Consider the following 22,236-nt stretch of genomic DNA (forward strand, 5'->3'; position numbering starts at 1 on the left):
CGGTGGCCGCATTCCTATAGTGTGCGCAAGTGGCGGAAAGTGGCATGAAGTGGGTTTTTTGAACGTAAAACGCTAAAATTTGGAGAAACGCTGACGTGTTTCGCGGAGCTAACGCTATCAGTCTCGATGCAAAGGGCCGTCTCGCCATGCCGAGCCGGTACCGTGACGAGCTCGTTTCGCGTAGTTCCGGTCAGTTAATCGTCACAATCGATGCCGTTGATCCATGTTTGTGTGTTTACCCCCTCGATGAGTGGGAAATTATCGAAACCAAACTGCGCGCACTGCCTTCGCTTCGCGAAGAGAACCGCCGCCTGCAACGTTTACTGATTGGTAATGCCGTCGACCTCGAGCTCGATGGCAGTGGTCGTTTTCTGGTTCCACCGCGTCTTCGTGAATATGCCAAGTTGGATAAGCGCGCGATGTTGGTAGGCCAACTGAACAAGTTCCAATTGTGGGACGAGGATGCCTGGGATGCGGTTTCTGCCGCTGACCTGGCTGCTATTCAACAACCGGGCGCCATGCCTGATGAACTGCGTGATTTGATCCTGTGACTATTGATAGCGGCTTTAACCACATCACCGTACTGCTTGACGAAGCCGTCGAGGCTCTCGCCGTACGTCCTGATGGCTGCTATCTGGACGGTACGTTCGGGCGCGGCGGTCACAGCCGGCTGATCTTGAGTCAGCTGGGGCCTGATGGCCGGTTGCTCGGATTTGACAAGGATCCTCAAGCCATTGCCACCGGGCAGACGCTAGCGGCCGAAGACGGCCGCTTTGTCGTTGTGCAGCGCAGCTTTGCCGAGCTCGGTTCGGAAGTCGCCGACCGCGGTCTGGCCGGCAAGGTCAGCGGCGTTTTGCTCGACCTCGGCGTGTCTTCGCCGCAGCTCGACGACCCTGAGCGCGGCTTCAGTTTCCTCAATGACGGCCCGCTGGACATGCGCATGGACCCGTCCCGCGGGATCAGCGCTGCCGAGTTCGTCAACACCGCGCCGGTCGAAGAAATCGCTCGGGTGTTCAAAGAGTACGGCGAGGAACGTTTCTCCGGTCGTATGGCCCGTGCCGTCGCCGAGCGCCGCGACATCAAGCCGTTCGAGCGCACCGCCGACCTGGCCGAAGTCCTGAAAGTCGCCAACCCGGCGTGGGAAAAGGGCAAGAACCCGGCGACCCGTGCGTTCCAGGGCCTGCGCATTCACGTCAATAACGAATTGGGCGATCTGGAAGCCGGCCTCGAAGCGGCGCTGGAATGCCTGGAAGTCGGCGGCCGCCTGGTCGTCATCAGCTTCCACTCGCTGGAAGACCGCATCGTCAAACTGTTCATGCGCAAACTGGTTAAAGGTGAAGCCGACAACCTGCCGCGCAATCTGCCGGTGCGTCACGTCGCCTTCGAACCGATCATCAAAATCCATGGCAAAGCGCAGTCCGCCTCCGAGGCCGAACTCAAAGCCAACCCACGTTCCCGTAGCGCCGTCATGCGCGTCGCGGAGAAGCTGCGGTGAGCAAGCTTTTCGCCAAGCCACTGCCCGGCGGAAGCTTTTTCATGCTGCTGCTGTTTGTGGCCGTGCTTGTTTCGGCGATCGGCGTGTCGTACAGCGCTCACTGGAACCGTCAGCTGTTGAACTCGCTGTACAACGAGCTGAGCGTGCGCGACAAGGCGCAGGCCGAGTGGGGCCGCCTGATTCTCGAGCAGAGCACCTGGACCGCCCACAGCCGTATCGAAGTGCTGGCCACCGAACAACTGAAGATGCGCATTCCTGGCGCCGCTGAAGTGCAGATGGTGACGCCATGATGAAACTCGAAGGGGCAATGTTCCCATGGCGTTTTCGCGTGGTGCTGGGGCTGCTCGGCATCATGGTTGCGGCGATCTCCTGGCGCATCATCGACCTGCAAGTCATCGACCGTGCCTTTCTTAAAGGTCAGGGCGATGCGCGCAGTGTTCGTCATATTCCTATCCCGGCTCACCGTGGTCTGATCACCGACCGTAACGGCGAGCCTTTGGCCGTGAGTACGCCGGTCACCACGCTGTGGGCCAACGCCAAGGAAATGCAAACGGCCAAGGAAAAATGGCCGGCACTGGCGGCAGCGCTGGGTCAGGACCCGAAAGCCCTGGCTGAACGTCTCGAAGCCCAGGCCAACAAAGAATTCATCTATCTGGTGCGTGGGCTGACCCCCGAGCAGGGCCAGTCAGTGCTCGACCTGAAAGTACCGGGCGTCTACGGCATTGAAGAGTTCCGGCGTTTCTACCCGGCCGGTGAAGTGACCGCGCACATGGTCGGATTTACCGACATCGATGACCACGGTCGTGAAGGCGTCGAACTGGCTTATGACGAATGGCTCGCCGGGGTCGCTGGCAAGCGTCAAGTCATCAAGGACCGGCGCGGAAGGCTGATCAAGGATGTCCAGGTCACCAAAAACGCCAAGGCCGGCAAGCCCTTGGCGTTGTCCATTGACCTGCGCCTGCAATACCTGGCCAACCGCGAACTGCGTAACGCGATCATCGAGAATGGCGCCAAGGCCGGCAGCCTGGTGATCATGGACGTGAAGACCGGCGAGATCCTCGCCATGGTCAACCAGCCGACCTACAACCCGAACAACCGTCGCAACCTGCAACCGGCGATGATGCGTAATCGCGCGATGATCGACGTGTTCGAACCGGGTTCGACCATGAAAGCGATCTCGATGAGCGCCGCCATCGAGACCGGCCGCTGGAAACCAAGCGACACCGTCGAGGTGTACCCAGGCTCCTTGCAGATCGGCAAGTACACCATCAAGGACGTCTCGAAGACCGAAGGCCCGGTGCTCGACCTGACCGGGATTCTGATCAATTCCAGTAACGTCGGCATGAGTAAGGTCGCGTTCGATATCGGCGGCGAAACGATTTTCCGTCTGGCGCAAAAAGTCGGCCTCGGCCAGGACACCGGCCTCGGCTTCCCGGGCGAGCGCGTCGGCAACCTGCCGAACTACCGTGAATGGCGCAAGGCTGAAACCGCCACGCTGTCCTATGGCTACGGTATTTCCGTGACGGCGATCCAGCTGGTTCACGCCTTCTCGGCGCTGGCCAACAACGGTCGTCTCGCGCCGCTGACCCTGATCAAAACCGACAAGGCGCCGCAGACCACGCAAGTGCTGCCGGAAGCCGTCGCAAAAACCATGCAAGGCATGCTGACCCAGGTCATCGAAGCGCCGCGTGGTGTGTTCCGTGCGCAGGTGCCGGCGTATCACGTGGCCGGCAAGTCGGGTACTGCACGTAAAACGTCGGTGGGCACCAAGGGCTACGCCGAGAACTCTTACCGCTCGCTGTTCGCCGGCTTCGGCCCGATGAGCGATCCGCGTTACGCCATCGTCGTGGTGATCGACGAACCGACCAAGGCCGGTTACTTCGGTGGTCTGGTTTCGGCGCCGGTGTTCAGCAAAGTGATGTCCGGGACGCTGCGCCTGATGAACATCACGCCGGACAACCTGCCGCCGACACAAACCGCGAACGCGACTCCCGTTGTTCCGCTGAAAGCCAATGGAGGGCGCGGCTGATGTCTCTAAGTCTGAATAAAATTTTCGCCCACGCTGGCCGCGATCTATTGATCCGCGAATTGGCGCTCGACAGCCGCAACGTGCGCGCTGGCGACTTGTTTCTCGCTGTTCCTGGCGGGCGTTTCGACGGTCGTGCGCACATCGCCGACGCGCTGCAACGCGGCGCTGCCGCGGTGGCGTATGAAGTCGAAGGCTCGACCGTATTGCCGATCACCGACGTGCCGATGATTCCGGTCAAAGGCCTGGCCGCACAGCTGTCGGACATCGCCGGGCGCTTTTATGGCGACCCGAGCCGTCATTTGAACCTGGTGGGCGTGACCGGCACCAACGGCAAAACCAGCGTGACCCAATTGGTAGCCCAGGCGCTTGATCTGCTTGGCCAACATTGCGGCATCGTCGGCACGTTGGGCTGCGGTTTCCACGGCGCGCTGGAAAGCGGCCTGCACACCACGCCGAATCCAATCGCCGTGCAAGCGACCCTGGCCGACCTGAAAAAGGCCGGCGCCAAAGCGGTCGCCATGGAAGTCTCGTCCCACGGGCTGGATCAGGGCCGCGTCACGGCGCTGGCGTTTGATGTGGCGGTGATGACCAACCTGTCCCGCGATCACCTTGATTACCACGGCACCATGCAGGCCTACGGCGAAGCCAAGGCCAGGCTGTTTGCCTGGAATGATTTGAAGTGCCGGGTGGTGAACCTCGACGACGACTTCGGCCGGCAACTGGCCGCCGAAAAGCGTGAGTCGCGTTTGATCACCTACAGCCTCGAAGACAGCAGCGCCTACCTGTATTGCCGTGAAGCGCAATTCGATGACGAAGGTGTGCGCGCCACGTTGGTGACGCCGCAGGGCGAGCACCATTTGCGCAGCACCTTGCTCGGTCGCTTCAACCTGAGCAACGTGCTGGCCGCCGTCGGCGCTTTGCTCGGTCTGGATTATGCGCTGGACGAAATTCTCAGCGTCCTGCCGAAGCTCGAAGGCCCGGCCGGTCGCATGCAGCGCCTCGGTGGCGGTACTCAGCCATTGGTGGTGGTCGATTACGCCCACACCCCGGATGCGCTGGAAAAAGTCCTGATGGCCCTGCGTCCACACGCCAAGGGTCGCTTGCTGTGCCTGTTCGGTTGCGGCGGTGATCGTGATCGCGGCAAGCGTCCGCTGATGGCCGAAGTGGTCGAGCGTCTGGCCGACGGCGTACTGGTCACCGATGACAACCCTCGCACCGAAGACCCGTCAGTGATCTTCGATGACATCCGCGCCGGCTTCACGGCTGTGGATAAAGTGACGTTCGTGGCCGGTCGTGGCCAGGCGATTGCCCAATTGATCGCCAGCGCTTCGGCGGATGACGTGATTGTCCTGGCCGGCAAAGGTCACGAGGACTATCAGGAAATCAACGGCGAGCGTCACGATTTTTCCGATCTGGTCGAGGCCGATCATGCCCTGACCGCGTGGGAGGTGGCCCATGCTTAAAGCCTTGAAACTGAGCGAGCTGACCGGCGCATTGAATGGCCAACTGCTCAATGCCGATGCCACATTTGATGGCGTCAGCATCGACAGTCGCGCGATCAAGCCCGGCCAACTGTTTGTTGCCCTGACCGGCCCGCGTTTCGACGGTCATGACTACCTGAACGACGTGGCCGAAAAAGGTGCCGTAGCGGCGCTGGTCGAGCGTGAAGTCGCCGACAGCGCGTTGCCACAACTGCTGGTCAAGGACACTCGTCAAGCGCTCGGTCAACTGGGCGCATTGAACCGTGCCGCGTTCACCCACCCGGTTGCAGCCATCACCGGTTCCAGCGGCAAGACCACGGTCAAGGAGATGCTTGCGAGCATCCTGCGCACGCGCGGTCCGGTACTGGCGACCCGTGGCAACCTGAACAACGACCTCGGCGTGCCGCTGACCTTGCTCGAACTCGCGCCGGAACACACCGCCGCCGTGATCGAACTCGGTGCTTCGCGCCTTGGCGAAATTGCCTACACCGTGGGCATGACCAAACCCCACGTGGCCATCCTCAACAACGCCGGGACTGCCCACGTTGGCGAGTTTGGCGGGCCGGAAAAAATCGTTGAAGCCAAAGGCGAAATTATCGAAGGGCTTGAGGCCGATGGCATCGCCGTTCTTAATCTCGACGACAAGGCTTTTGAAATCTGGAAGACCCGCGCTGCCGGTCGCAAAGTGCTGACGTTCGCCCTGAGCAACCTCAGCGCCGACTTCTATGCCAGCGACCTGGACCGCGACGCTCGTGGTTGCCCGGCGTTCAACCTGCACACGCCTGACGGTGTGGAGCGTGTTCAATTGAACCTGCTCGGCACGCATAACGTCGCCAACGCCATGGCCGCTGCCGCAGCCGCTCATGCCTTGGGCGTGTCGCTGTTCGGCATTGCCACCGGCCTGGCCGCCGTGCAACCGGTCAAGGGCCGCTCTGTCGCGCAATTGGCCACCAACGGCATGCGCGTGATTGATGACACGTACAACGCAAACCCGACCTCCATGTGCGCTGCCGTTGATATACTCGCCGGCTTTTCCGGTCGCACCGTTCTGGTGCTCGGGGATATCGGCGAGTTGGGCGATTGGGCGGAGCAGGGGCACCGCGATGTGGGCGAATACGCCCGCGGCAAAGTATCTGCGCTGTATGCCGTCGGACCCATGATGGTTCACGCCGTAAACGCTTTCGGTCCACAGGCCTTTCACTTCAGCACTCAGGCTGAACTGATCAAGGCGCTGGGCGCCGAGCAAGACACCAATACCACCATTTTGATCAAGGGTTCGCGCAGCGCTGCGATGGAAAACATCGTCGCCGCTTTGTGCGGGTCCAGTCTGGAGAAACATTAATGCTGCTGCTGCTAGCGGAGTATCTGCAACAGTTCTACAAAGGCTTCGCGGTCTTCCAGTACCTGACCCTGCGCGGGATTCTCGGTGTGCTGACCGCGCTGGTCTTGTCGCTGTGCTATGGCCCGTGGATGATCCGCACCCTGCAGAACCGTCAGATCGGCCAATCCGTTCGCAACGACGGTCCACAGTCGCACTTGTCCAAGTCGGGTACGCCGACCATGGGCGGCGCGTTGATTCTGTCGTCCATCGGTGTCAGCACCCTGCTCTGGGCTGATCTGAGCAACCGTTATGTCTGGACCGTGCTGCTGGTGACGTTGCTGTTCGGTGCCATCGGCTGGGTCGACGATTACCGCAAAGTGATCGAGAAGAACTCCCGTGGCTTGCCGAGTCGCTGGAAGTACTTCTGGCAGTCGGTGTTCGGTCTGGGCGCTGCGGTCTTCCTTTATATGACCGCGGCCACCCCGGTAGAAACCACCCTGATTTTGCCGATGCTCAAGGATTACAGCATTCCGCTGGGCGCAGGCTTCATCGTCCTGACCTACTTCGTGATCGTTGGCTCGAGCAACGCGGTCAACCTGACTGACGGCCTCGATGGCCTGGCGATCATGCCGACCGTGATGGTCGGCGGCGGTCTGGGGATCTTCTGCTACCTGTCGGGTAACGTGAAATTCGCTGAATACCTGCTGATTCCTTATGTACCGGGCGCGGGTGAACTGATCGTGTTCTGCGGTGCGCTGATCGGGGCGGGCCTCGGGTTCCTCTGGTTCAACACCTATCCGGCTCAAGTGTTCATGGGCGACGTCGGCGCACTGGCGCTGGGCGCCGCGCTGGGCACCATCGCGGTGATCGTCCGTCAGGAAATCGTCCTGTTCATCATGGGCGGTGTGTTCGTGATGGAGACCCTGTCGGTGGTCATCCAGGTTGCTTCTTTCAAGATGACCGGTCGCCGCGTGTTCCGCATGGCACCGATTCACCACCACTTTGAACTCAAGGGCTGGCCTGAGCCACGCGTGATCGTCCGTTTCTGGATCATCACCGTGATTCTCGTGCTGGTCGGCCTTGCCACCCTGAAGCTGAGGTAGAAACTCGTGTCTCTGATCGCTTCTGACCACTTCCGCATCGTTGTCGGCCTCGGCAAGAGCGGCATGTCCCTGGTTCGCTTCCTGGCGAACCGGGGCACGTCGTTTGCTGTGGCCGATACGCGGGAAAATCCACCGGAACTGGCCACGCTCAAGCGTGACTATCCGCACGTGGAAGTGCGTTGTGGCGAGCTGGACGTCGAGTTCCTGTGCCGTGCCGACGAGCTCTACGTGAGCCCCGGCCTGGCGCTGGCGACCCCGGCCCTGCAGGCTGCCGCCGCCCGTGGCGTGAAATTGTCCGGTGACATCGAGCTGTTCGCGCGTAACGCGAAGGCGCCGATTGTCGCCATCAGCGGTTCCAATGCGAAAAGCACCGTCACCACTCTGGTTGGCGAGATGGCCGTCGCGGCGGGCAAGCGTGTGGCGGTCGGCGGCAACCTCGGTACGCCAGCGCTGGACCTGCTTGACGATGACATCGAGCTGTACGTGATGGAGCTGTCGAGCTTCCAGCTGGAAACCACCGATCAACTGAACGCCGAAGTGGCGACCGTGCTCAACGTCAGCGAAGACCACATGGACCGTTACAGCGGTCTGCCGGCCTATCACCTGGCCAAGCACCGGATTTTCCGTGGCGCCAGACAGTTTGTGGTCAACCGTCAGGACGCCCTGAGCCGTCCGCTGATGGGCGAGGGCCAGCCTTGCTGGACCTTCGGTTTGAGCAAACCTGATTTCAAGGCGTTCGGTATCCGCGAAGAAGACGGCGAGAAGTACCTGGCCTTCGAATTCCAGAACCTGATGCCGGTGCGCGAGTTGAAAATTCGTGGCGCCCACAACCAGTCCAACGCCCTGGCGGCATTGGCCCTGGGCCATGCCGTCGGTCTGCCATTCGACGCCATGCTCACGGCCCTGCGCAGCTTTGCCGGCCTCGAGCATCGCTGCCAGTGGGTGCGTGATCTGGACGGCGTCAGCTACTACAACGATTCCAAAGCCACCAACGTGGGGGCCGCGCTGGCGGCCATCGAAGGTTTGGGCGCGGACATCGACGGCAAGATCGTGCTGATCGCCGGTGGCGACGGCAAGGGTGCCGAGTTCAATGACCTGCGTGATCCGGTGGCTGCCAACTGCCGCGCTGTGATCCTGATGGGCCGTGACTCCGACAAGATCGGCCAGGCCATCGGCGATGCCGTGCCGCTGATTCGTGTCGGTTCGCTGGTCGAAGCCGTGGAGCAATGCCGCGCGGCAGCCCACCCCGGTGACGTGGTGCTGCTGTCACCGGCCTGCGCCAGTTTCGACATGTTCAAGAACTACGAAGACCGTGGTCATCAGTTCGTCCAAGCCGTGGAGGAACTGGCATGAGCCTGAGAAACATCATCAAGCCTTATCCGTCGCCGATCATCACCGGGCGCGGGGTCGACCTCGACTTCCCGATGCTCGCCGGTTGCCTGGCCTTGATCGGCCTGGGGCTGGTCATGATTGCATCGGCCTCGACCGAAGTTGCCGCAGTGCAATCGGGCAGTGCCCTGTATTACATGATTCGCCACCTTATCTACATTGTTCTGGGCCTGGGTGCCTGCGTCATCACCATGATGATCCCGATCGCCACCTGGCAACGCCTGGGCTGGCTGATGCTGCTGGGTGCATTCGGTTTGCTGGTGATGGTGATCATTCCCGGGATCGGCCGTGAAGTGAACGGTTCGATGCGCTGGATCGGTTTCAGCTTCTTCAACGTTCAGCCTTCCGAAATCGCCAAGGTGTTCGTGGTGATCTACCTCGCTGGCTATCTGGTGCGTCGCCAGAAAGAAGTGCGCGAAAGCTGGATGGGTTTCTTCAAGCCATTCATCGTGTTGCTGCCAATGGCCGGTCTGCTGCTGATGGAACCGGACTTCGGTGCCACCGTCGTGATGATGGGGGCGGCGGCGGCGATGCTGTTCCTGGGCGGGGTCGGGCTGTTCCGGTTTTCCTTGATGGTGGTCCTGGCCGTTGCGGCGGTGGTGCTGTTGATTCAAGTGCAGCCGTATCGAATGGCGCGTCTGACCAACTTTGCCGACCCGTGGGCCGACCAGTTTGGTGCCGGCTATCAGTTGTCCCAGGCATTGATCGCGTTTGGTCGCGGCGAATGGCTGGGCGTTGGCCTGGGCAACAGCGTACAGAAACAGTTCTACCTGCCAGAAGCCCACACCGACTTCGTGTTCTCGGTGCTGGCTGAAGAGCTGGGGGCCGTGGGCTCGTTGTGCACCGTGGCGCTGTTCGTCTTTGTCTGTATTCGTGGCATGTACATCGGTTATTGGGCCGAGAAGGCCAAGCAGTTCTTCGCTGCCTACATTGCTTACGGTCTGTCGTTCCTGTGGATTGGTCAGTTCCTGATCAACATCGGCGTGAACGTCGGCCTGCTGCCGACCAAAGGCCTGACCCTGCCGTTCCTCAGTTACGGCGGCAGTTCGTTGGTGATTTGCGGTGCCTGTCTCGGCTTGTTGCTGCGCATCGAGTGGGAGAGTCGAACCCACCTGGGCAGTGAGGAGATGGAGTTCCATGAAAGTGACTTCGCCGAGGAGCCACCCCATGGGCGCTAACGTATTGATCATGGCGGGCGGCACCGGGGGGCACGTTTTCCCGGCACTGGCCTGCGCTCGCGAATTCCAGGCCCGCGGTTACACCGTGCATTGGCTCGGGACGCCGCGCGGCATCGAGAACGACCTGGTGCCGATGGCCGGGATCGAACTGCACCGGATCAACGCCAGTGGCTTGCGCGGCAAGGGCAAATTGTCCCTGCTCAAGGCACCGTTCATGTTGCTTAAATCCGTCTGGCAGGCGCGGGCGATCATTCGTCAGCTGCGGCCAGTGTGTGTGGTCGGCTTCGGTGGTTACGTGACCGGCCCTGGTGGAGTTGCCGCCAAACTGGCCGGTGTGCCGGTGATCGTTCACGAACAGAACGCCGTGGCCGGTACCGCCAATCGGTTGCTGGTGCCGTTGGCCGCCCGAGTCTGTGAAGCGTTCCCCGACACCTTTACCCTGTCGGACAGCCGTCGGACCACCGGTAACCCGGTGCGCACCGAGCTGTTCCTCGAAACGGCGCGACCAGCCCTGGCCGGTCGCAAGGCGCGTTTGCTGATCCTGGGTGGAAGCCTGGGCGCAGAACCGTTGAACAAATTGCTGCCTGAAGCCTTGTCGCAAGTCGCCCCCGACCTGCGTCCGGAAGTGTTTCATCAGGCCGGTAAAAACCACGATGAAGTGACTGCAGAGCGCTATCGCGCGGCTGGCGTCGAGGCGCAAGTGCAGCCTTTCATCAAAGACATGGCCCAAGCCTATGGCTGGGCCGACCTGGTGGTGTGCCGCGCAGGCGCGCTGACCATCAGTGAACTGGCCGCCGCCGGTCTGCCCTCGATGCTGGTGCCTTTGCCCCACGCGATCGACGATCACCAGACCCGCAACGCCGATTATTTGGCCCGTGAAGGCGCTGCCTTCCTGATGCCGCAAAGAACGACTGGCGCAGCGGATCTTGCCGCTCGCCTGACAGAGGTCCTGATGCAACCACAACGACTCAACGATATGGCTAACGCGGCACGCCGCCTGGCCAAACCCGATGCCACCCGTAACGTGGTCGATACCTGCCTGGAGGTGGCTCATGGTTGAGAATCAGAAAGCCATGCCGCAACCGGAAATGCGCCGCATCCGTAAAATCCACTTCGTCGGCATCGGCGGAGTGGGCATGTGCGGGATCGCCGAAGTGTTGTTGAACCTGGGCTATGAAGTGTCCGGTTCCGACCTGAAAGCCTCGCCGGTTACCGAGCGCCTGGAATCTTTCGGCGCGCATATCTTTATCGGCCACCGCGCCGAAAACGCCGCGGCTGCCGATGTGCTGGTGGTGTCGAGTGCCGTCAACACCTCCAACCCGGAAGTCGCGACTGCGCTGGAACGCCGTATCCCGGTGGTGCCGCGCGCCGAGATGCTGGCCGAGCTGATGCGTTACCGCCACGGTATCGCCGTCGCCGGTACCCACGGCAAAACCACCACCACCAGCCTGATCGCTTCGGTGTTCGCGGCCGGTGGCCTGGACCCGACGTTCGTCATCGGTGGCCGCCTGAATGCCGCGGGCACCAATGCCCAGCTCGGCACCAGCCGTTACCTGATCGCCGAAGCCGACGAAAGCGACGCCAGTTTCCTGCACTTGCAGCCGCTGGTGGCCGTGGTCACCAACATCGACGCCGACCACATGGCGACCTACGACGGTGACTTCAACAAACTGAAGAAAACCTTCGTCGAGTTCCTCCACAACCTGCCGTTCTACGGTTTGGCCGTGGTGTGCCTGGACGATCCGGTGGTGCGTGAAATCCTCCCGCTGGTCAAGCGCCCGACCGTCACTTACGGCTTCGGCGATGACTGCGACGTGCGCGCGATCAATGTGCGTCAGCAGGGCATGCAGACCTTCTTCACCGTGCTGCGCCCTGAACGCGAGCCGCTGGATGTCTCGGTGAACATGCCGGGCAACCACAACGTATTGAACGCGCTGGCGACCATCTGCATCGCCTCTGACGAGGGCGTCAGCGATGAAGCCATCGTCCAGGGCCTGTCCGGGTTCCAGGGTGTCGGCCGACGCTTCCAGGTCTACGGCGAACTGCCGGTCGAAGGCGGCAACGTGATGCTGGTCGACGACTACGGTCACCACCCGACCGAAGTTGCCGCCGTGATCAAGGCCGTACGCGGTGGATGGCCGGAGCGCCGCCTGGTGATGGTTTACCAGCCGCACCGTTACAGCCGCACCCGCGACCTGTACGACGATTTCGTCAATGTACTGGCCGACGCCAACGTCCTGCTGCTGATGGAAGTGTATCCGGCCGGCGAAGAGCCGATCCCGGGCGCTGACAGCCGCAAGTTGTGCAACAGCATCCGTCAGCGCGGTCAGCTGGACCCGATCTACATCGAGCGTGGTGTCGACCTCGCGCCGCTGGTCAAGCCGCTGCTGCGTGCCGGCGACATCCTGTTGTGCCAGGGCGCCGGTGATATCGGCGGTCTCGCACCAAAACTGTTGAACAGTCCGTTGTTCGCGGGTGCCGTTGCTGCACCTGCCGTGGGGAAGTTGAAATGACTGCTGCTTACGCCAATCTCGTCTCCACCGTTGCGCCGAAAGACTTCGGCCGCGTCGCCGTGCTGTTCGGCGGCAAGAGTGCCGAGCGTGAGGTTTCGCTGAAGTCCGGTAACGCGGTCCTCGCTGCACTGCAAAGTGCTGGTGTGGATGCGTTCGGCCTCGACGTCGGCGATGACCTGTTGCAGCGTTTGCTCAACGAAAAAATCGACCGCGCCTTCATCATTCTTCACGGTCGTGGCGGTGAAGACGGCAGCATGCAGGGCCTGCTCGAATGCCTGGGCATTCCGTACACCGGCAGCGGCATTCTGGCTTCGGCACTGGCCATGGACAAACTGCGCACCAAGCAGGTCTGGCACAGCCTGGGTATTCCGACGCCGCGCCATGCCGTGTTGAGCAGCGAGGCCGATTGTATTTCGGCAGCGACGGAACTGGGCTTCCCTTTGATCGTCAAACCGGCGCATGAAGGTTCAAGTATCGGTATGGCCAAAGTGAGTTCTGCGTCCGAGTTGATCGACGCCTGGAAAGCGGCCAGTACCTACGATTCGCAAGTGTTGGTCGAGCAATGGATTCACGGTCCGGAGTTCACCATCGCCACCCTGCGTGACCAGGTGTTGCCTCCGATTGCCCTGGGCACGACGCACAGCTTCTACGACTACGACGCCAAGTACATCGCCAACGATACCCAGTACCGCATTCCATGCGGGCTCGACAGTACCAAGGAAAAGGAACTCATGGACCTCACGGCGAAAGCCTGCGAGGCGCTGGGTATCGCCGGTTGGGGCAGGGCAGACGTGATGCAGGACGCTGACGGGCAGTTCTGGTTCCTGGAAGTGAACACCGCGCCGGGCATGACCGATCACAGCCTGGTGCCGATGGCGGCCCGTGCCGCCGGTCTGGATTTCCAGCAACTGGTTCTGGCGATTTTGGCCGCCAGCATTGCCGGCAATAACGAGCCGCGAGGGTAAGACCATGCAAGGCGCGCAGCTAAGACATCAGCCACCCCCAGCACCCGGCCGCAAGCCGGTGCCACGGGGTGCCAGCCGAATGGTGGCCAAAGAGCCGATGTCGATGCGCCTGCCGAAAGCCAATTTTGGTTTTCTCAAAGCGTTGTTCTGGCCAGTGCTGTTGGTTGCACTGGGGTTTGGCACTTACGAAGGCGCACAGCGTTTGCTGCCGTACGCCGACCGGCCGATCACCAAGATCAACGTGCAGGGTGATTTGAGTTACATCAGCCAGCAAGCCGTGCAGCAGCGGATCGCCCCGTACGTGGCGTCGAGCTTCTTCACCATCGACCTGGAAAGCATGCGCACCGAGCTTGAGACGATGCCGTGGATTGCTCACGCCGAAGTGCGTCGGGTGTGGCCGGATCAGGTGGTGATCCGCCTGGAAGAACAACTGCCGGTGGCCCGTTGGGGCGATGAGTCGCTGTTGAACAACCAGGGCCAGGCGTTCACCCCGCGTGAACTGGCGAACTACGAACATTTGCCGCAGCTGTTCGGCCCACAACGGGCTCAACAGCAGGTCATGCAGCAATACCAGGTGCTGAGCCAGATGCTCAGGCCGCTGGGCTTCTCGATTGCACGCCTGGAGTTGCGTGAACGCGGCAGCTGGTTCCTGACCACCGGCGCCGGCAGTGCCGGCCCGGGGATCGAACTGCTGCTGGGGCGCGGCAACCTGGTGGAGAAGATGCGCCGTTTCATTGCCATCTATGACAAGACGCTCAAAGAACAGATTACGAACATTGCGCGCATCGATCTGCGCTACGCCAACGGCCTCGCTGTTGGCTGGCGGGAACCTGTAGCGCCCACGACAGCCCAACCCGCTGTCGCGAAGAATTAAGAAGAGGCAGGACCCATGGCAAACGTGCAAAGCGGCAAAATGATCGTCGGTCTCGATATCGGCACCTCCAAGGTGGTGGCGCTGGTCGGCGAGGTTTCGGACGACGGCACGCTGGAAATCGTCGGGATTGGTACCCATCCGTCCCGTGGCCTGAAGAAAGGCGTGGTGGTGAACATCGAGTCCACCGTTCAGTCGATCCAGCGCGCCATCGAAGAAGCGCAGCTGATGGCCGGTTGCCGCATTCACTCGGCGTTTGTCGGCGTGGCCGGCAATCACATCCGCAGCCTGAACTCCCACGGCATCGTGGCGATTCGTGATCGCGAAGTCAGCTCGGCCGACCTTGAGCGCGTTCTCGACGCTGCCCAGGCTGTGGCGATCCCGGCTGACCAGCGCGTGCTGCACACCCTGCCGCAGGATTACGTGATCGATAACCAGGAAGGCGTTCGCGAGCCACTGGGCATGTCCGGCGTGCGTCTGGAAGCCAAGGTCCATGTGGTCACCTGCGCCGTCAACGCCGCACAGAACATTGAAAAATGCGTGCGTCGCTGCGGTCTGGAAATCGACGACATCATTCTTGAGCAACTGGCCTCGGCCTACTCGGTGCTGACCGACGACGAGAAAGAGCTGGGCGTGTGCCTGGTGGACATCGGCGGCGGCACCACCGACATCGCCATCTTCACCGAAGGCGCAATCCGCCACACTGCGGTGATCCCGATTGCGGGTGATCAGGTGACCAACGACATCGCCATGGCGTTGCGCACCCCGACCCAGTACGCCGAAGAAATCAAGATTCGCTACGCCTGCGCCCTGGCCAAGCTGGCCGGTGCCGGTGAAACCATCAAGGTCCCAAGCGTTGGCGACCGTCCTCCACGCGAGCTGTCCCGTCAGGCCCTGGCCGAAGTGGTCGAGCCGCGTTACGACGAGCTGTTCACGCTGATCCAGGCTGAACTGCGTCGCAGCGGCTACGAAGACCTGATCCCGGCCGGCATCGTGCTGACCGGCGGTACGTCGAAGATGGAAGGCGCCACCGAGCTGGCTGAAGAGATTTTCCACATGCCGGTCCGCCTGGGCGTGCCGCATGGCGTCAAGGGCCTGGACGACGTGGTCCGCAACCCGATTTATTCCACCGGCGTTGGCCTGTTGATGTACGGCCTGCAAAAGCAGTCCGACGGGATTTCGTTCTCGGGCATCAGCAGCCGTGACAGCTACAGCAATGAAGAACCGAAAGCCGCCTTGCTCGATCGCATCAAGAGCTGGGTACAAGGCAACTTCTAAAGATTTATCGCAGCACCGTTGTAGATACAGGCAGTAGGCGAAAAAACTAGAGAACGTAAAGGAGAGGGAAAATGTTCGAACTCGTAGACAACATCCCCGCAAGCCCGGTTATTAAAGTTATCGGTGTTGGCGGAGGCGGCGGCAACGCTGTCAACCACATGGTCAAGAGCAACATTGAAGGCGTTGAATTCATCTGCGCCAACACTGATGCCCAGGCGCTGAAATCCATCGGCGCGCGGACCATCCTGCAACTGGGTACCGGTGTGACCAAAGGTCTGGGCGCCGGCGCCAACCCTGAAGTAGGTCGTCAGGCCGCTCTCGAAGACCGTGAGCGCATTGCCGAAGTCCTGCAGGGCACCAACATGGTGTTCATCACCACTGGCATGGGCGGCGGTACCGGTACCGGTGCGGCGCCAATCATTGCCGAAGTGGCCAAGGAAATGGGGATCCTCACCGTTGCGGTGGTGACTCGTCCGTTCCCGTTCGAAGGCCGCAAGCGCATGCAGATCGCGGACGAAGGCATCCGTCTGCTGTCCGAAAGCGTCGACTCGTTGATCACCATTCCCAACGAGAAACTGCTGACCATCCTTGGCAAGGACGCAAGCCTGCTGTCCGCATTCGCCAAGGCTGACGATGTACTGGCCGGTGCCGTTCGCGGTATCTCCGACATCATCAAGCGTCCGGGCATGATCAACGTCGACTTCGCCGACGTCCGTACCGTGATGAGCGAAATGGGCATGGCGATGATGGGCACTGGCTGCGCCAGCGGTCCGAACCGTGCACGCGAGGCCACCGAAGCGGCCATTCGCAACCCGTTGCTCGAAGACGTGAACCTGCAAGGTGCACGCGGCATCCTGGTGAACATCACCGCCGGTCCTGACCTGTCCCTGGGTGAGTACTCCGACGTGGGTAGCATCATCGAAGCCTTCGCTTCCGAGCACGCCATGGTCAAGGTCGGTACCGTTATCGATCCGGACATGCGCGACGAGCTGCACGTGACTGTGGTTGCTACCGGTCTGGGCGCGAAAATCGAGAAGCCTGTGAAGGTCATCGACAACACCGTTCACACCTCGATGGCCTCCCAGCCGCAACAATCGGCGCCCGCTCGTCAGGAACAGCCAGCGGTGAACTACCGTGACCTGGACCGTCCGACCGTCATGCGCAACCAGGCTCAGGCCGGTGCTGCGACTGCCGCGAAGATGAATCCGCAAGATGATCTGGACTACCTGGACATCCCGGCTTTCCTGCGTCGTCAGGCTGATTGATGGAATGTATCAGGGCTATGAAGTTGATTGGTGTTCAGCAAAGGTCTGGTCTGCTATCATCGCCAGCCTTTGTTGATACCAGTTCGCAATTTGCGCTGAAGCGGCCCAAGCCATGATTAAACAACGCACACTGAAAAATATTATCCGTGCCACAGGTGTAGGCCTGCACTCCGGGGAGAAGGTATACCTGACCCTCAAGCCCGCGCCTATCGACACCGGCATCGTGTTTTGTCGTGCTGACCTCGATCCTGTGGTGCAGATTCCTGCTCGCGCAGAAAACGTTGGCGAAACCACTATGTCGACCACACTGGTTAACGGTGACGTCAAAGTGGACACGGTGGAGCACTTGCTCTCGGCCATGGCTGGCCTGGGCATCGATAACGCCTACGTCGAGCTCTCCGCGTCCGAAGTACCGATCATGGATGGTAGCGCTGGACCTTTCGTATTCCTGATTCAGTCGGCCGGCCTGGAAGAACAGGACGCAGCCAAGAAGTTCATCCGGATCCTGCGGGAAGTGACAGTGGAAGATGGCGACAAGCGCGCCACTTTCGTCCCTTTCGAAGGTTTCAAGGTGAGCTTCGAGATCGATTTCGATCACCCGGTTTTCCGTGACCGCACACAAAGTGCAAGCGTGGATTTTTCCAGCACTTCGTTCGTAAAAGAAGTCAGCCGCGCCCGTACCTTTGGTTTCATGAGTGATATCGAGTACCTGCGCAAGCACAACCTCGCACTCGGCGGCAGTGTTGAAAACGCTATTGTGGTCGACGCGGATGGCGTACTGAACGAAGACGGTCTTCGCTATGAAGACGAATTCGTGAAGCACAAGATCCTCGATGCAATTGGTGACCTCTACCTGCTGGGCAATAGCCTGATTGGTGAGTTCAAGGGCTTCAAGTCCGGACATGCATTGAACAACCAGCTGCTGCGCAAGTTGATTGAGCAGACAGATGCTTGGGAAGTCGTGACTTTCGAAGACGCCAGCACTGCACCGATCTCTTACATGCGTCCCGTCGCGGCCGTGTAAGCAAAAAACCTCTCTAGTTTTTAAAGGCTGCCTTCGGGTGGCCTTTTTTTATGCCCCTGGGAAAGTCGTGCGATGTTCGTTCCGGCCTCATCGCGGGCAAGTCCGGCTCCCACGGGTTATTTGGAGAGCCACAGATTTAGGTCCGACGCATTACTTGGGAGCCGGGCTTGCCCGCGATGAGGCCCTGCGCTGCAACGCAGAGCTCACTGCGCAGTCACCACCCGATTGCGCCCACCTTCCTTGGCCTGATACAGCGCTTTGTCCGCCATAAACAGCAACTGCTCCAGACTGATTTCCTTTTCCGTCGTCCAGGTACTGATCCCGATACTGACAGTGATCGGTGTTTCCGCCCCCGCCACCAATGGCATCTGCTCCACTGCCACGCGGATTTTTTCGGCAATCTGCCGGGCCCCTGCGTTGTCCGTTTCCGCCAGGATCACCGAGAACTCCTCACCGCCATACCGCGCCACCAGGTCCCCGGGCCGCCGTACATTGGCGCAGATCACCTTGGCCACGGCCCGCAACGCATCATCGCCACCCTGATGGCCATGGCGATCGTTGAACGCCTTGAAGTGGTCTGCATCAACCATCAGCACCGACAGCGGCTTACCCGAGCGTTGAGCACGAAACCACTCATGGCGCAGGGTCTGATCCAGGGTTCGGCGGTTGGCGACACCGGTCAGGGCATCGGTGGCGGCCAAAAGCGCCAACTCCTGTTCGGCGTGATGGCGCAGGCGTAGCTCGCGGCACAGCAACCAGGTCAGCCAGAGCAGGCCGATGCACAGCACGCCGGTGGCACCGCTGATGACAATCGCGGTGCGCTTCCAGGTGGCGAACACTTCGTTGCCGGAGAGCGCGACGATGACCGTCAACGGCAGGTTGCCGACCCTGGAAAAGGTGTACAGGCGTTGTAGATGATCGACGCTCGACACGCTGTCGAAGCTGCCCGCGCCCTCACGCAGGATGCGCATGACATTGGGCCTGCCGGCGAAGTTCTTGCCGATGGGGTCGTTGATCAGATGAGGTTTTTGTGCGAGCAGAATGCCGTCGTCATTGATGATGCTCAGGGTGCTGTCGTTACCGATGTCCAGGCTGTTGAATAATTGTTCGAAGTACGCGAGGCGCATCGATGCCACGGCGACGCCGAGAAACTCGCCAGTGGACGAGGAGATGCGTCGACTGAAGCTGATCCGCCATTCCTCGCTGTCGTCGCAGTCGCAGCGGGGCTTGAATGGCCGGCTGATGAACATGCCGGTGTCACTGTTAAACGCATGGGCGAGGAAATAGTCGCGGTCCGCAAAGTTGCCGGGCTTGGGATCGATCAGCGATGAGTCGGCGAGGACGTCCCCGTGCTTGTCCAACAACAAAATATCGCCCTTGAAGCGCGCGGTGGTGGAGCGATCGAACAGCACCAGATGGCGAATCTGCGGCGAAACCTGTTTCAGGTCTTCGCGCTGCGACGCGGCAATCAGGCCTTGCAGGGTCAAGTCGTAGAGCTCGACGGTGCGCAGCACGTCTGCGTCGATCAACTGCGCAATGGTGGTCGCGCCGCGGGTCGCGGCCTGCTGGGCGTTGGCGTGTTCGCGGATCAGCAGAAACGCGACGATGCTGAGAATCGCGATCACCGTCAGCAGGCTGCCAAGCATCACCATGAGCTCAGGTCGTCCGGTCTTGCCTGATAGGTGTTGGGGGGGGCTCACTGGCATGGGGCGTTTGTCTGCTTGAAGAGCATAAAAAAGGCCAGCAAAACGCGCTGGCCTTTACTTATTCAAGCTTAGAAGACATTGAGCGGGAACGCACTTGCGCCAATCCCCAATGAAAAAAAGCCGCTGATAGCAGCGGCTTTGAAGACAACTTTTCAAAGGGAAGAGCCGATGAAAAGTGTCGAGGGAAACAGGTGTTCGATGAGTCAGCTGTCTTTCTCAACCCGTTGCTGGGTGGCGGAAGTGGACGCTTGAGGGGGTTGCGCGGCGTCTTGAGCCTTGGCCGTCATTTCGCTCTGATCGTAGGCGGCGGCGCGTGCAGCATTTTGCGCGACGAACGTCTGCGACTCTTCCGCGATTGCGAACGGAGACAGAAACAATGAGGACAAAACGAAAGCGCTGGCAATACCCGTAATGTTGGACATCTTTTAAACCTTCTTGCTTGGCAAGTGCTGTTTGGTGCGGGCAAAGATAAGGATCTTGGCCAATGGGAAACAGAGCCAATCGAAGAAAGGACTGTTGCGCCAGAAGCAACAGTTTGCCAGTGATCATTCCCAAGCTCTGCGTGGGAATGATCATGGGTGGGGTCAGACGGGGAGGTGAATACCGAAGGTATTCATGCCGTGGTCGCTGCGCACAAACACATCGCCGCCATGCATCAGCGCAATCGCCTTGACGATCGCCAGCCCCAATCCGTGATTGTTGCCACTGTTGCTGCGCGACGCATCTACCCGATAAAACCGTTCAAACAACCGTGGCAGATGCTCACTGGCAATCGGCGATCCAGGGTTGGCCACACCAATGCTCACTTGATGTTCCTCAACCTCGATCCGTACCTGAATCACTTGCCCGGGCTCAGTGTGCTGCACCGCGTTGCTCAGTAAATTGATCAACGCCCGGCGCAGATGCGCGATCTCGATCCGCACCTGCGCATCGCCGCTGACCTGCACCTGAACCTGTGCATCCTCAAGAATGAAATCCAGATACTCCAGCGTTGTCGCCACTTCAACGGCGAGGGAAGTGGACGTCAGTTTGGTGGCCTTGCTGCCCTGGTCCGCGCTGGCGAGAAACAGCATGTCGTTGATGATCGAGCGCAGCCGTTCCAGTTCTTCGAGGTTCGATTGCAGCACTTCAAAATAGTGTTCGGCCGAGCGCCCGCGCGTCAGCGCGACCTGGGTCTGGCCGATCAGGTTGGTCAGCGGCGAGCGCAATTCATGGGCGACGTCGGCGTTGAACGACTCCAGCCGCGAATAGGCCTGCTCAACCCGCTCCAGTGTGGAGTTGAACGAGTTGACGAATTGATTCAACTCCGGCGGCAGCGACGACAGGCGCAAGCGTCCGGAACGCAGCGGCGGCGCCAGGCGCTGGGCTTCCTGGGACAGTTTGATCAAGGGTTTAAGGCCGATGCGCGCCACCCAGTACCCTAACGCGGACGCCAGCAACACGCCGACAATCGCCAGGCTGATCAGCGCGATCAGCAGGTGATGCTGAGTCTCGAAAAATGTTTCGGTGTCGATGCCGATCATGAAGCGCAGCGGTGGGCGTTGATCCTTGGCCGGGAACTGGCTCACCAGCACTTTCAGCGGATAAGGATGATCCGGCAACTGCAAGTCGCGCATGCCCAGCGGCCCTTCGGCGAAGGCGCGAATCTGCGGCGTCGGGTTGCCATATTCGTACGGCGGATCGCCGCTGATAATCCAGAAACTGATGCGCTTGTCTTCCTCGCCAAGCAGCTTGAGCTTGTTGTTGATCTTCACCCAATGCTCGGGCGTGCCGTAACGGCCAACCGTGGATTCGAGCACGCTGTAGCGCGCATCCAGCTCGGCTTCGGGCAACAGACCCAGGCCCTTGTCGACCTGCTGATACAACGCCCAGCCGATCAACAAAAACACCAACAGCGCCACCAACGTGAACATCCCGCTCAGGCGCAGTGCGATGGAGTTACTGGACACCACGGCTCTCCAGCACATAACCCATGCCACGAATCGTGTGCAGCAGCTTCTCGTCGAACGGCCCGTCGAGCTTGGCCCGCAGACGCTTGATCGCGACCTCGACGACGTTGGCGTCGCTGTCGAAATTGATGTCCCAGACCATCTCGGCAATCGCCGTTTTCGAGAGGATTTCGCCTTGCCGACGAGCCAGCACACTCAGCAGCGAGAACTCTTTGGCGGTCAGGTCCAGGCGTGTGCCGGCGCGGGTCGCTTTGCGGCTGATCAAATCTATCCACAGGTCAGCGATACTCACTTGTACCGGTTCGTGACCGCCGCTGCGCCGGGTCAGCGCTTGCAGGCGCGCCACCAGTTCAAGGAAGGAAAACGGCTTGCCGAGGTAATCGTCAGCGCCGTCGCGCAAGCCTTTGATGCGATCTTCGACGCGCTCGCGGGCGGTGAGCATGATCACCGGAGTTTGCTTGCGCGCACGCAAGGCGCGCAGCACGCCGAAGCCGTCGAGGCCCGGCAGCATGACGTCGAGGACGATCACCGCGTAGTCACTTTCCAGCGCCAGGTGCAGGCCTTCAACGCCGTCCCGCGCCACATCCACGGTGTACCCCTGTTCCGTCAGGCCGCGGTGCAAATAGTCCGCGGTTTTTTCTTCGTCTTCGATAATCAGAACGCGCATGA

At 60.7% G+C, this 22,236-nt stretch carries 20 protein-coding genes; 16 read left to right on the plus strand and 4 right to left on the minus strand.

The window, feature by feature from the left end; genetic code table 11:
- Positions 1 to 95 precede the first annotated feature (95 nt).
- The 16 genes from mraZ (at position 96) to lpxC (ending at position 17,912) form a co-directional block, all read left to right on the plus strand.
- A complete protein-coding gene (gene mraZ, locus D882_RS0107640; RefSeq protein ID WP_008147486.1) occupies positions 96 to 551 on the plus strand; it encodes a division/cell wall cluster transcriptional repressor MraZ in 456 nt (151 codons plus the stop codon).
- Positions 548 to 1,495, plus strand: a complete 948-nt coding sequence (gene rsmH, locus D882_RS0107645) for a 16S rRNA (cytosine(1402)-N(4))-methyltransferase RsmH (RefSeq protein WP_027922683.1) — start codon at positions 548 to 550, stop codon at positions 1,493 to 1,495. The genes mraZ and rsmH overlap by 4 nt, the downstream gene beginning before the upstream one ends.
- Positions 1,492 to 1,785 carry a cell division protein FtsL gene (gene ftsL, locus D882_RS0107650; RefSeq protein ID WP_027922684.1) on the plus strand — a complete coding sequence of 98 codons (294 nt, stop codon included), beginning with the start codon at positions 1,492 to 1,494 and terminating at the stop codon, positions 1,783 to 1,785. The genes rsmH and ftsL overlap by 4 nt, the downstream gene beginning before the upstream one ends.
- Positions 1,785 to 3,524 carry a penicillin-binding protein 2 gene (locus D882_RS0107655; RefSeq protein WP_172825972.1) on the plus strand — a complete coding sequence of 580 codons (1,740 nt, stop codon included), beginning with the start codon at positions 1,785 to 1,787 and terminating at the stop codon, positions 3,522 to 3,524. The genes ftsL and D882_RS0107655 overlap by 1 nt, the downstream gene beginning before the upstream one ends.
- The gene (locus D882_RS0107660; RefSeq protein WP_027922686.1) at positions 3,524 to 4,987 is read left to right on the plus strand and encodes a UDP-N-acetylmuramoyl-L-alanyl-D-glutamate--2,6-diaminopimelate ligase; all 1,464 of its coding nucleotides are present in this window, start codon (positions 3,524 to 3,526) and stop codon (positions 4,985 to 4,987) included. The genes D882_RS0107655 and D882_RS0107660 overlap by 1 nt, the downstream gene beginning before the upstream one ends.
- A complete protein-coding gene (murF, locus tag D882_RS0107665) occupies positions 4,980 to 6,347 on the plus strand; it encodes a UDP-N-acetylmuramoyl-tripeptide--D-alanyl-D-alanine ligase (RefSeq protein WP_027922687.1) in 1,368 nt (455 codons plus the stop codon). Before D882_RS0107660 ends, murF begins: the two co-directional genes overlap by 8 nt.
- The gene (gene mraY / locus D882_RS0107670; protein WP_027922688.1) at positions 6,347 to 7,429 is read left to right on the plus strand and encodes a phospho-N-acetylmuramoyl-pentapeptide-transferase; all 1,083 of its coding nucleotides are present in this window, start codon (positions 6,347 to 6,349) and stop codon (positions 7,427 to 7,429) included. Before murF ends, mraY begins: the two co-directional genes overlap by 1 nt.
- A 6-nt stretch (positions 7,430 to 7,435) precedes the next feature.
- Positions 7,436 to 8,782 carry a UDP-N-acetylmuramoyl-L-alanine--D-glutamate ligase gene (gene murD, locus D882_RS0107675; RefSeq protein WP_027922689.1) on the plus strand — a complete coding sequence of 449 codons (1,347 nt, stop codon included), beginning with the start codon at positions 7,436 to 7,438 and terminating at the stop codon, positions 8,780 to 8,782.
- Positions 8,779 to 9,996 carry a putative lipid II flippase FtsW gene (ftsW, locus tag D882_RS0107680; RefSeq protein WP_027922690.1) on the plus strand — a complete coding sequence of 406 codons (1,218 nt, stop codon included), beginning with the start codon at positions 8,779 to 8,781 and terminating at the stop codon, positions 9,994 to 9,996. The genes murD and ftsW overlap by 4 nt, the downstream gene beginning before the upstream one ends.
- On the plus strand, positions 9,986 to 11,056 hold the full coding sequence (murG, locus tag D882_RS0107685; protein ID WP_027922691.1) for an undecaprenyldiphospho-muramoylpentapeptide beta-N-acetylglucosaminyltransferase: 1,071 nt from the start codon (positions 9,986 to 9,988) through the stop codon (positions 11,054 to 11,056). The genes ftsW and murG overlap by 11 nt, the downstream gene beginning before the upstream one ends.
- Positions 11,049 to 12,509, plus strand: a complete 1,461-nt coding sequence (murC, locus tag D882_RS0107690) for a UDP-N-acetylmuramate--L-alanine ligase (protein WP_027922692.1) — start codon at positions 11,049 to 11,051, stop codon at positions 12,507 to 12,509. The genes murG and murC overlap by 8 nt, the downstream gene beginning before the upstream one ends.
- Positions 12,506 to 13,474: a D-alanine--D-alanine ligase gene (locus D882_RS0107695; protein WP_027922693.1), complete on the plus strand. Its 969-nt coding sequence runs from the start codon at positions 12,506 to 12,508 to the stop codon at positions 13,472 to 13,474. The genes murC and D882_RS0107695 overlap by 4 nt, the downstream gene beginning before the upstream one ends.
- A gap of 4 nt (positions 13,475 to 13,478) precedes the next feature.
- Positions 13,479 to 14,348 (plus strand): cell division protein FtsQ/DivIB, encoded by an 870-nt coding sequence (locus D882_RS0107700; protein ID WP_027922694.1) that lies wholly within the window; start codon positions 13,479 to 13,481, stop codon positions 14,346 to 14,348.
- Between the two features lie 15 nt (positions 14,349 to 14,363).
- Complete coding sequence (gene ftsA / locus D882_RS0107705) at positions 14,364 to 15,623, plus strand: cell division protein FtsA (RefSeq protein ID WP_027922695.1); 1,260 nt, start codon at positions 14,364 to 14,366, stop codon at positions 15,621 to 15,623.
- Positions 15,624 to 15,694: 71 nt separating this feature from the next.
- On the plus strand, positions 15,695 to 16,888 hold the full coding sequence (gene ftsZ / locus D882_RS0107710; RefSeq protein WP_007943486.1) for a cell division protein FtsZ: 1,194 nt from the start codon (positions 15,695 to 15,697) through the stop codon (positions 16,886 to 16,888).
- A 112-nt stretch (positions 16,889 to 17,000) separates the two neighbouring features.
- Positions 17,001 to 17,912, plus strand: coding sequence for a UDP-3-O-acyl-N-acetylglucosamine deacetylase (lpxC, locus tag D882_RS0107715; RefSeq protein ID WP_008060300.1), 912 nt, complete (start codon positions 17,001 to 17,003; stop codon positions 17,910 to 17,912).
- A gap of 203 nt (positions 17,913 to 18,115) precedes the next feature.
- On the opposite strand, the gene D882_RS0107720 is transcribed toward lpxC, so the two are convergent.
- From D882_RS0107720 to D882_RS0107735, 4 genes are all read right to left on the minus strand, one after another.
- Positions 18,116 to 19,564 (minus strand): sensor domain-containing diguanylate cyclase, encoded by a 1,449-nt coding sequence (locus tag D882_RS0107720; RefSeq protein WP_177327597.1) that lies wholly within the window; start codon positions 19,562 to 19,564, stop codon positions 18,116 to 18,118.
- A gap of 257 nt (positions 19,565 to 19,821) precedes the next feature.
- Positions 19,822 to 20,040, minus strand: coding sequence for a hypothetical protein (locus D882_RS0107725; RefSeq protein WP_027922697.1), 219 nt, complete (start codon positions 20,038 to 20,040; stop codon positions 19,822 to 19,824).
- A 162-nt stretch (positions 20,041 to 20,202) separates the two neighbouring features.
- The gene (locus tag D882_RS0107730) at positions 20,203 to 21,567 is read right to left on the minus strand and encodes a heavy metal sensor histidine kinase (RefSeq protein WP_027922698.1); all 1,365 of its coding nucleotides are present in this window, start codon (positions 21,565 to 21,567) and stop codon (positions 20,203 to 20,205) included.
- Complete coding sequence (locus D882_RS0107735; protein ID WP_007943491.1) at positions 21,557 to 22,234, minus strand: heavy metal response regulator transcription factor; 678 nt, start codon at positions 22,232 to 22,234, stop codon at positions 21,557 to 21,559. The genes D882_RS0107730 and D882_RS0107735 overlap by 11 nt, the downstream gene beginning before the upstream one ends.
- Between the last annotated feature and the right edge of the window lie 2 nt (positions 22,235 to 22,236).

This window comes from Pseudomonas sp. URMO17WK12:I12 (assembly GCF_000514395.1).
GTDB lineage: Bacteria > Pseudomonadota > Gammaproteobacteria > Pseudomonadales > Pseudomonadaceae > Aquipseudomonas > Aquipseudomonas mucoides.

Bases quoted from the DNA above. Each gene is read 5' to 3' on its own strand.
- D882_RS0107655 (WP_172825972.1), top strand. From the start codon at position 1,785: ATGAAACTCGAAGGGGCAATGTTCCCATGGCGTTTTCGCGTGGTGCTG.
- D882_RS0107660 (WP_027922686.1), top strand. From the start codon at position 3,524: ATGTCTCTAAGTCTGAATAAAATTTTCGCCCACGCTGGCCGCGATCTA.
- murF (WP_027922687.1), top strand. From the start codon at position 4,980: ATGCTTAAAGCCTTGAAACTGAGCGAGCTGACCGGCGCATTGAATGGC.
- mraY (WP_027922688.1), top strand. From the start codon at position 6,347: ATGCTGCTGCTGCTAGCGGAGTATCTGCAACAGTTCTACAAAGGCTTC.
- ftsW (WP_027922690.1), top strand. From the start codon at position 8,779: ATGAGCCTGAGAAACATCATCAAGCCTTATCCGTCGCCGATCATCACC.
- murG (WP_027922691.1), top strand. From the start codon at position 9,986: ATGGGCGCTAACGTATTGATCATGGCGGGCGGCACCGGGGGGCACGTT.
- murC (WP_027922692.1), top strand. From the start codon at position 11,049: ATGGTTGAGAATCAGAAAGCCATGCCGCAACCGGAAATGCGCCGCATC.
- D882_RS0107695 (WP_027922693.1), top strand. From the start codon at position 12,506: ATGACTGCTGCTTACGCCAATCTCGTCTCCACCGTTGCGCCGAAAGAC.
- D882_RS0107700 (WP_027922694.1), top strand. From the start codon at position 13,479: ATGCAAGGCGCGCAGCTAAGACATCAGCCACCCCCAGCACCCGGCCGC.
- ftsA (WP_027922695.1), top strand. From the start codon at position 14,364: ATGGCAAACGTGCAAAGCGGCAAAATGATCGTCGGTCTCGATATCGGC.
- ftsZ (WP_007943486.1), top strand. From the start codon at position 15,695: ATGTTCGAACTCGTAGACAACATCCCCGCAAGCCCGGTTATTAAAGTT.
- lpxC (WP_008060300.1), top strand. From the start codon at position 17,001: ATGATTAAACAACGCACACTGAAAAATATTATCCGTGCCACAGGTGTA.
- D882_RS0107720 (WP_177327597.1), bottom strand. From the start codon at position 19,564: ATGGTGATGCTTGGCAGCCTGCTGACGGTGATCGCGATTCTCAGCATC.
- D882_RS0107725 (WP_027922697.1), bottom strand. From the start codon at position 20,040: ATGTCCAACATTACGGGTATTGCCAGCGCTTTCGTTTTGTCCTCATTG.
- D882_RS0107735 (WP_007943491.1), bottom strand. From the start codon at position 22,234: ATGCGCGTTCTGATTATCGAAGACGAAGAAAAAACCGCGGACTATTTG.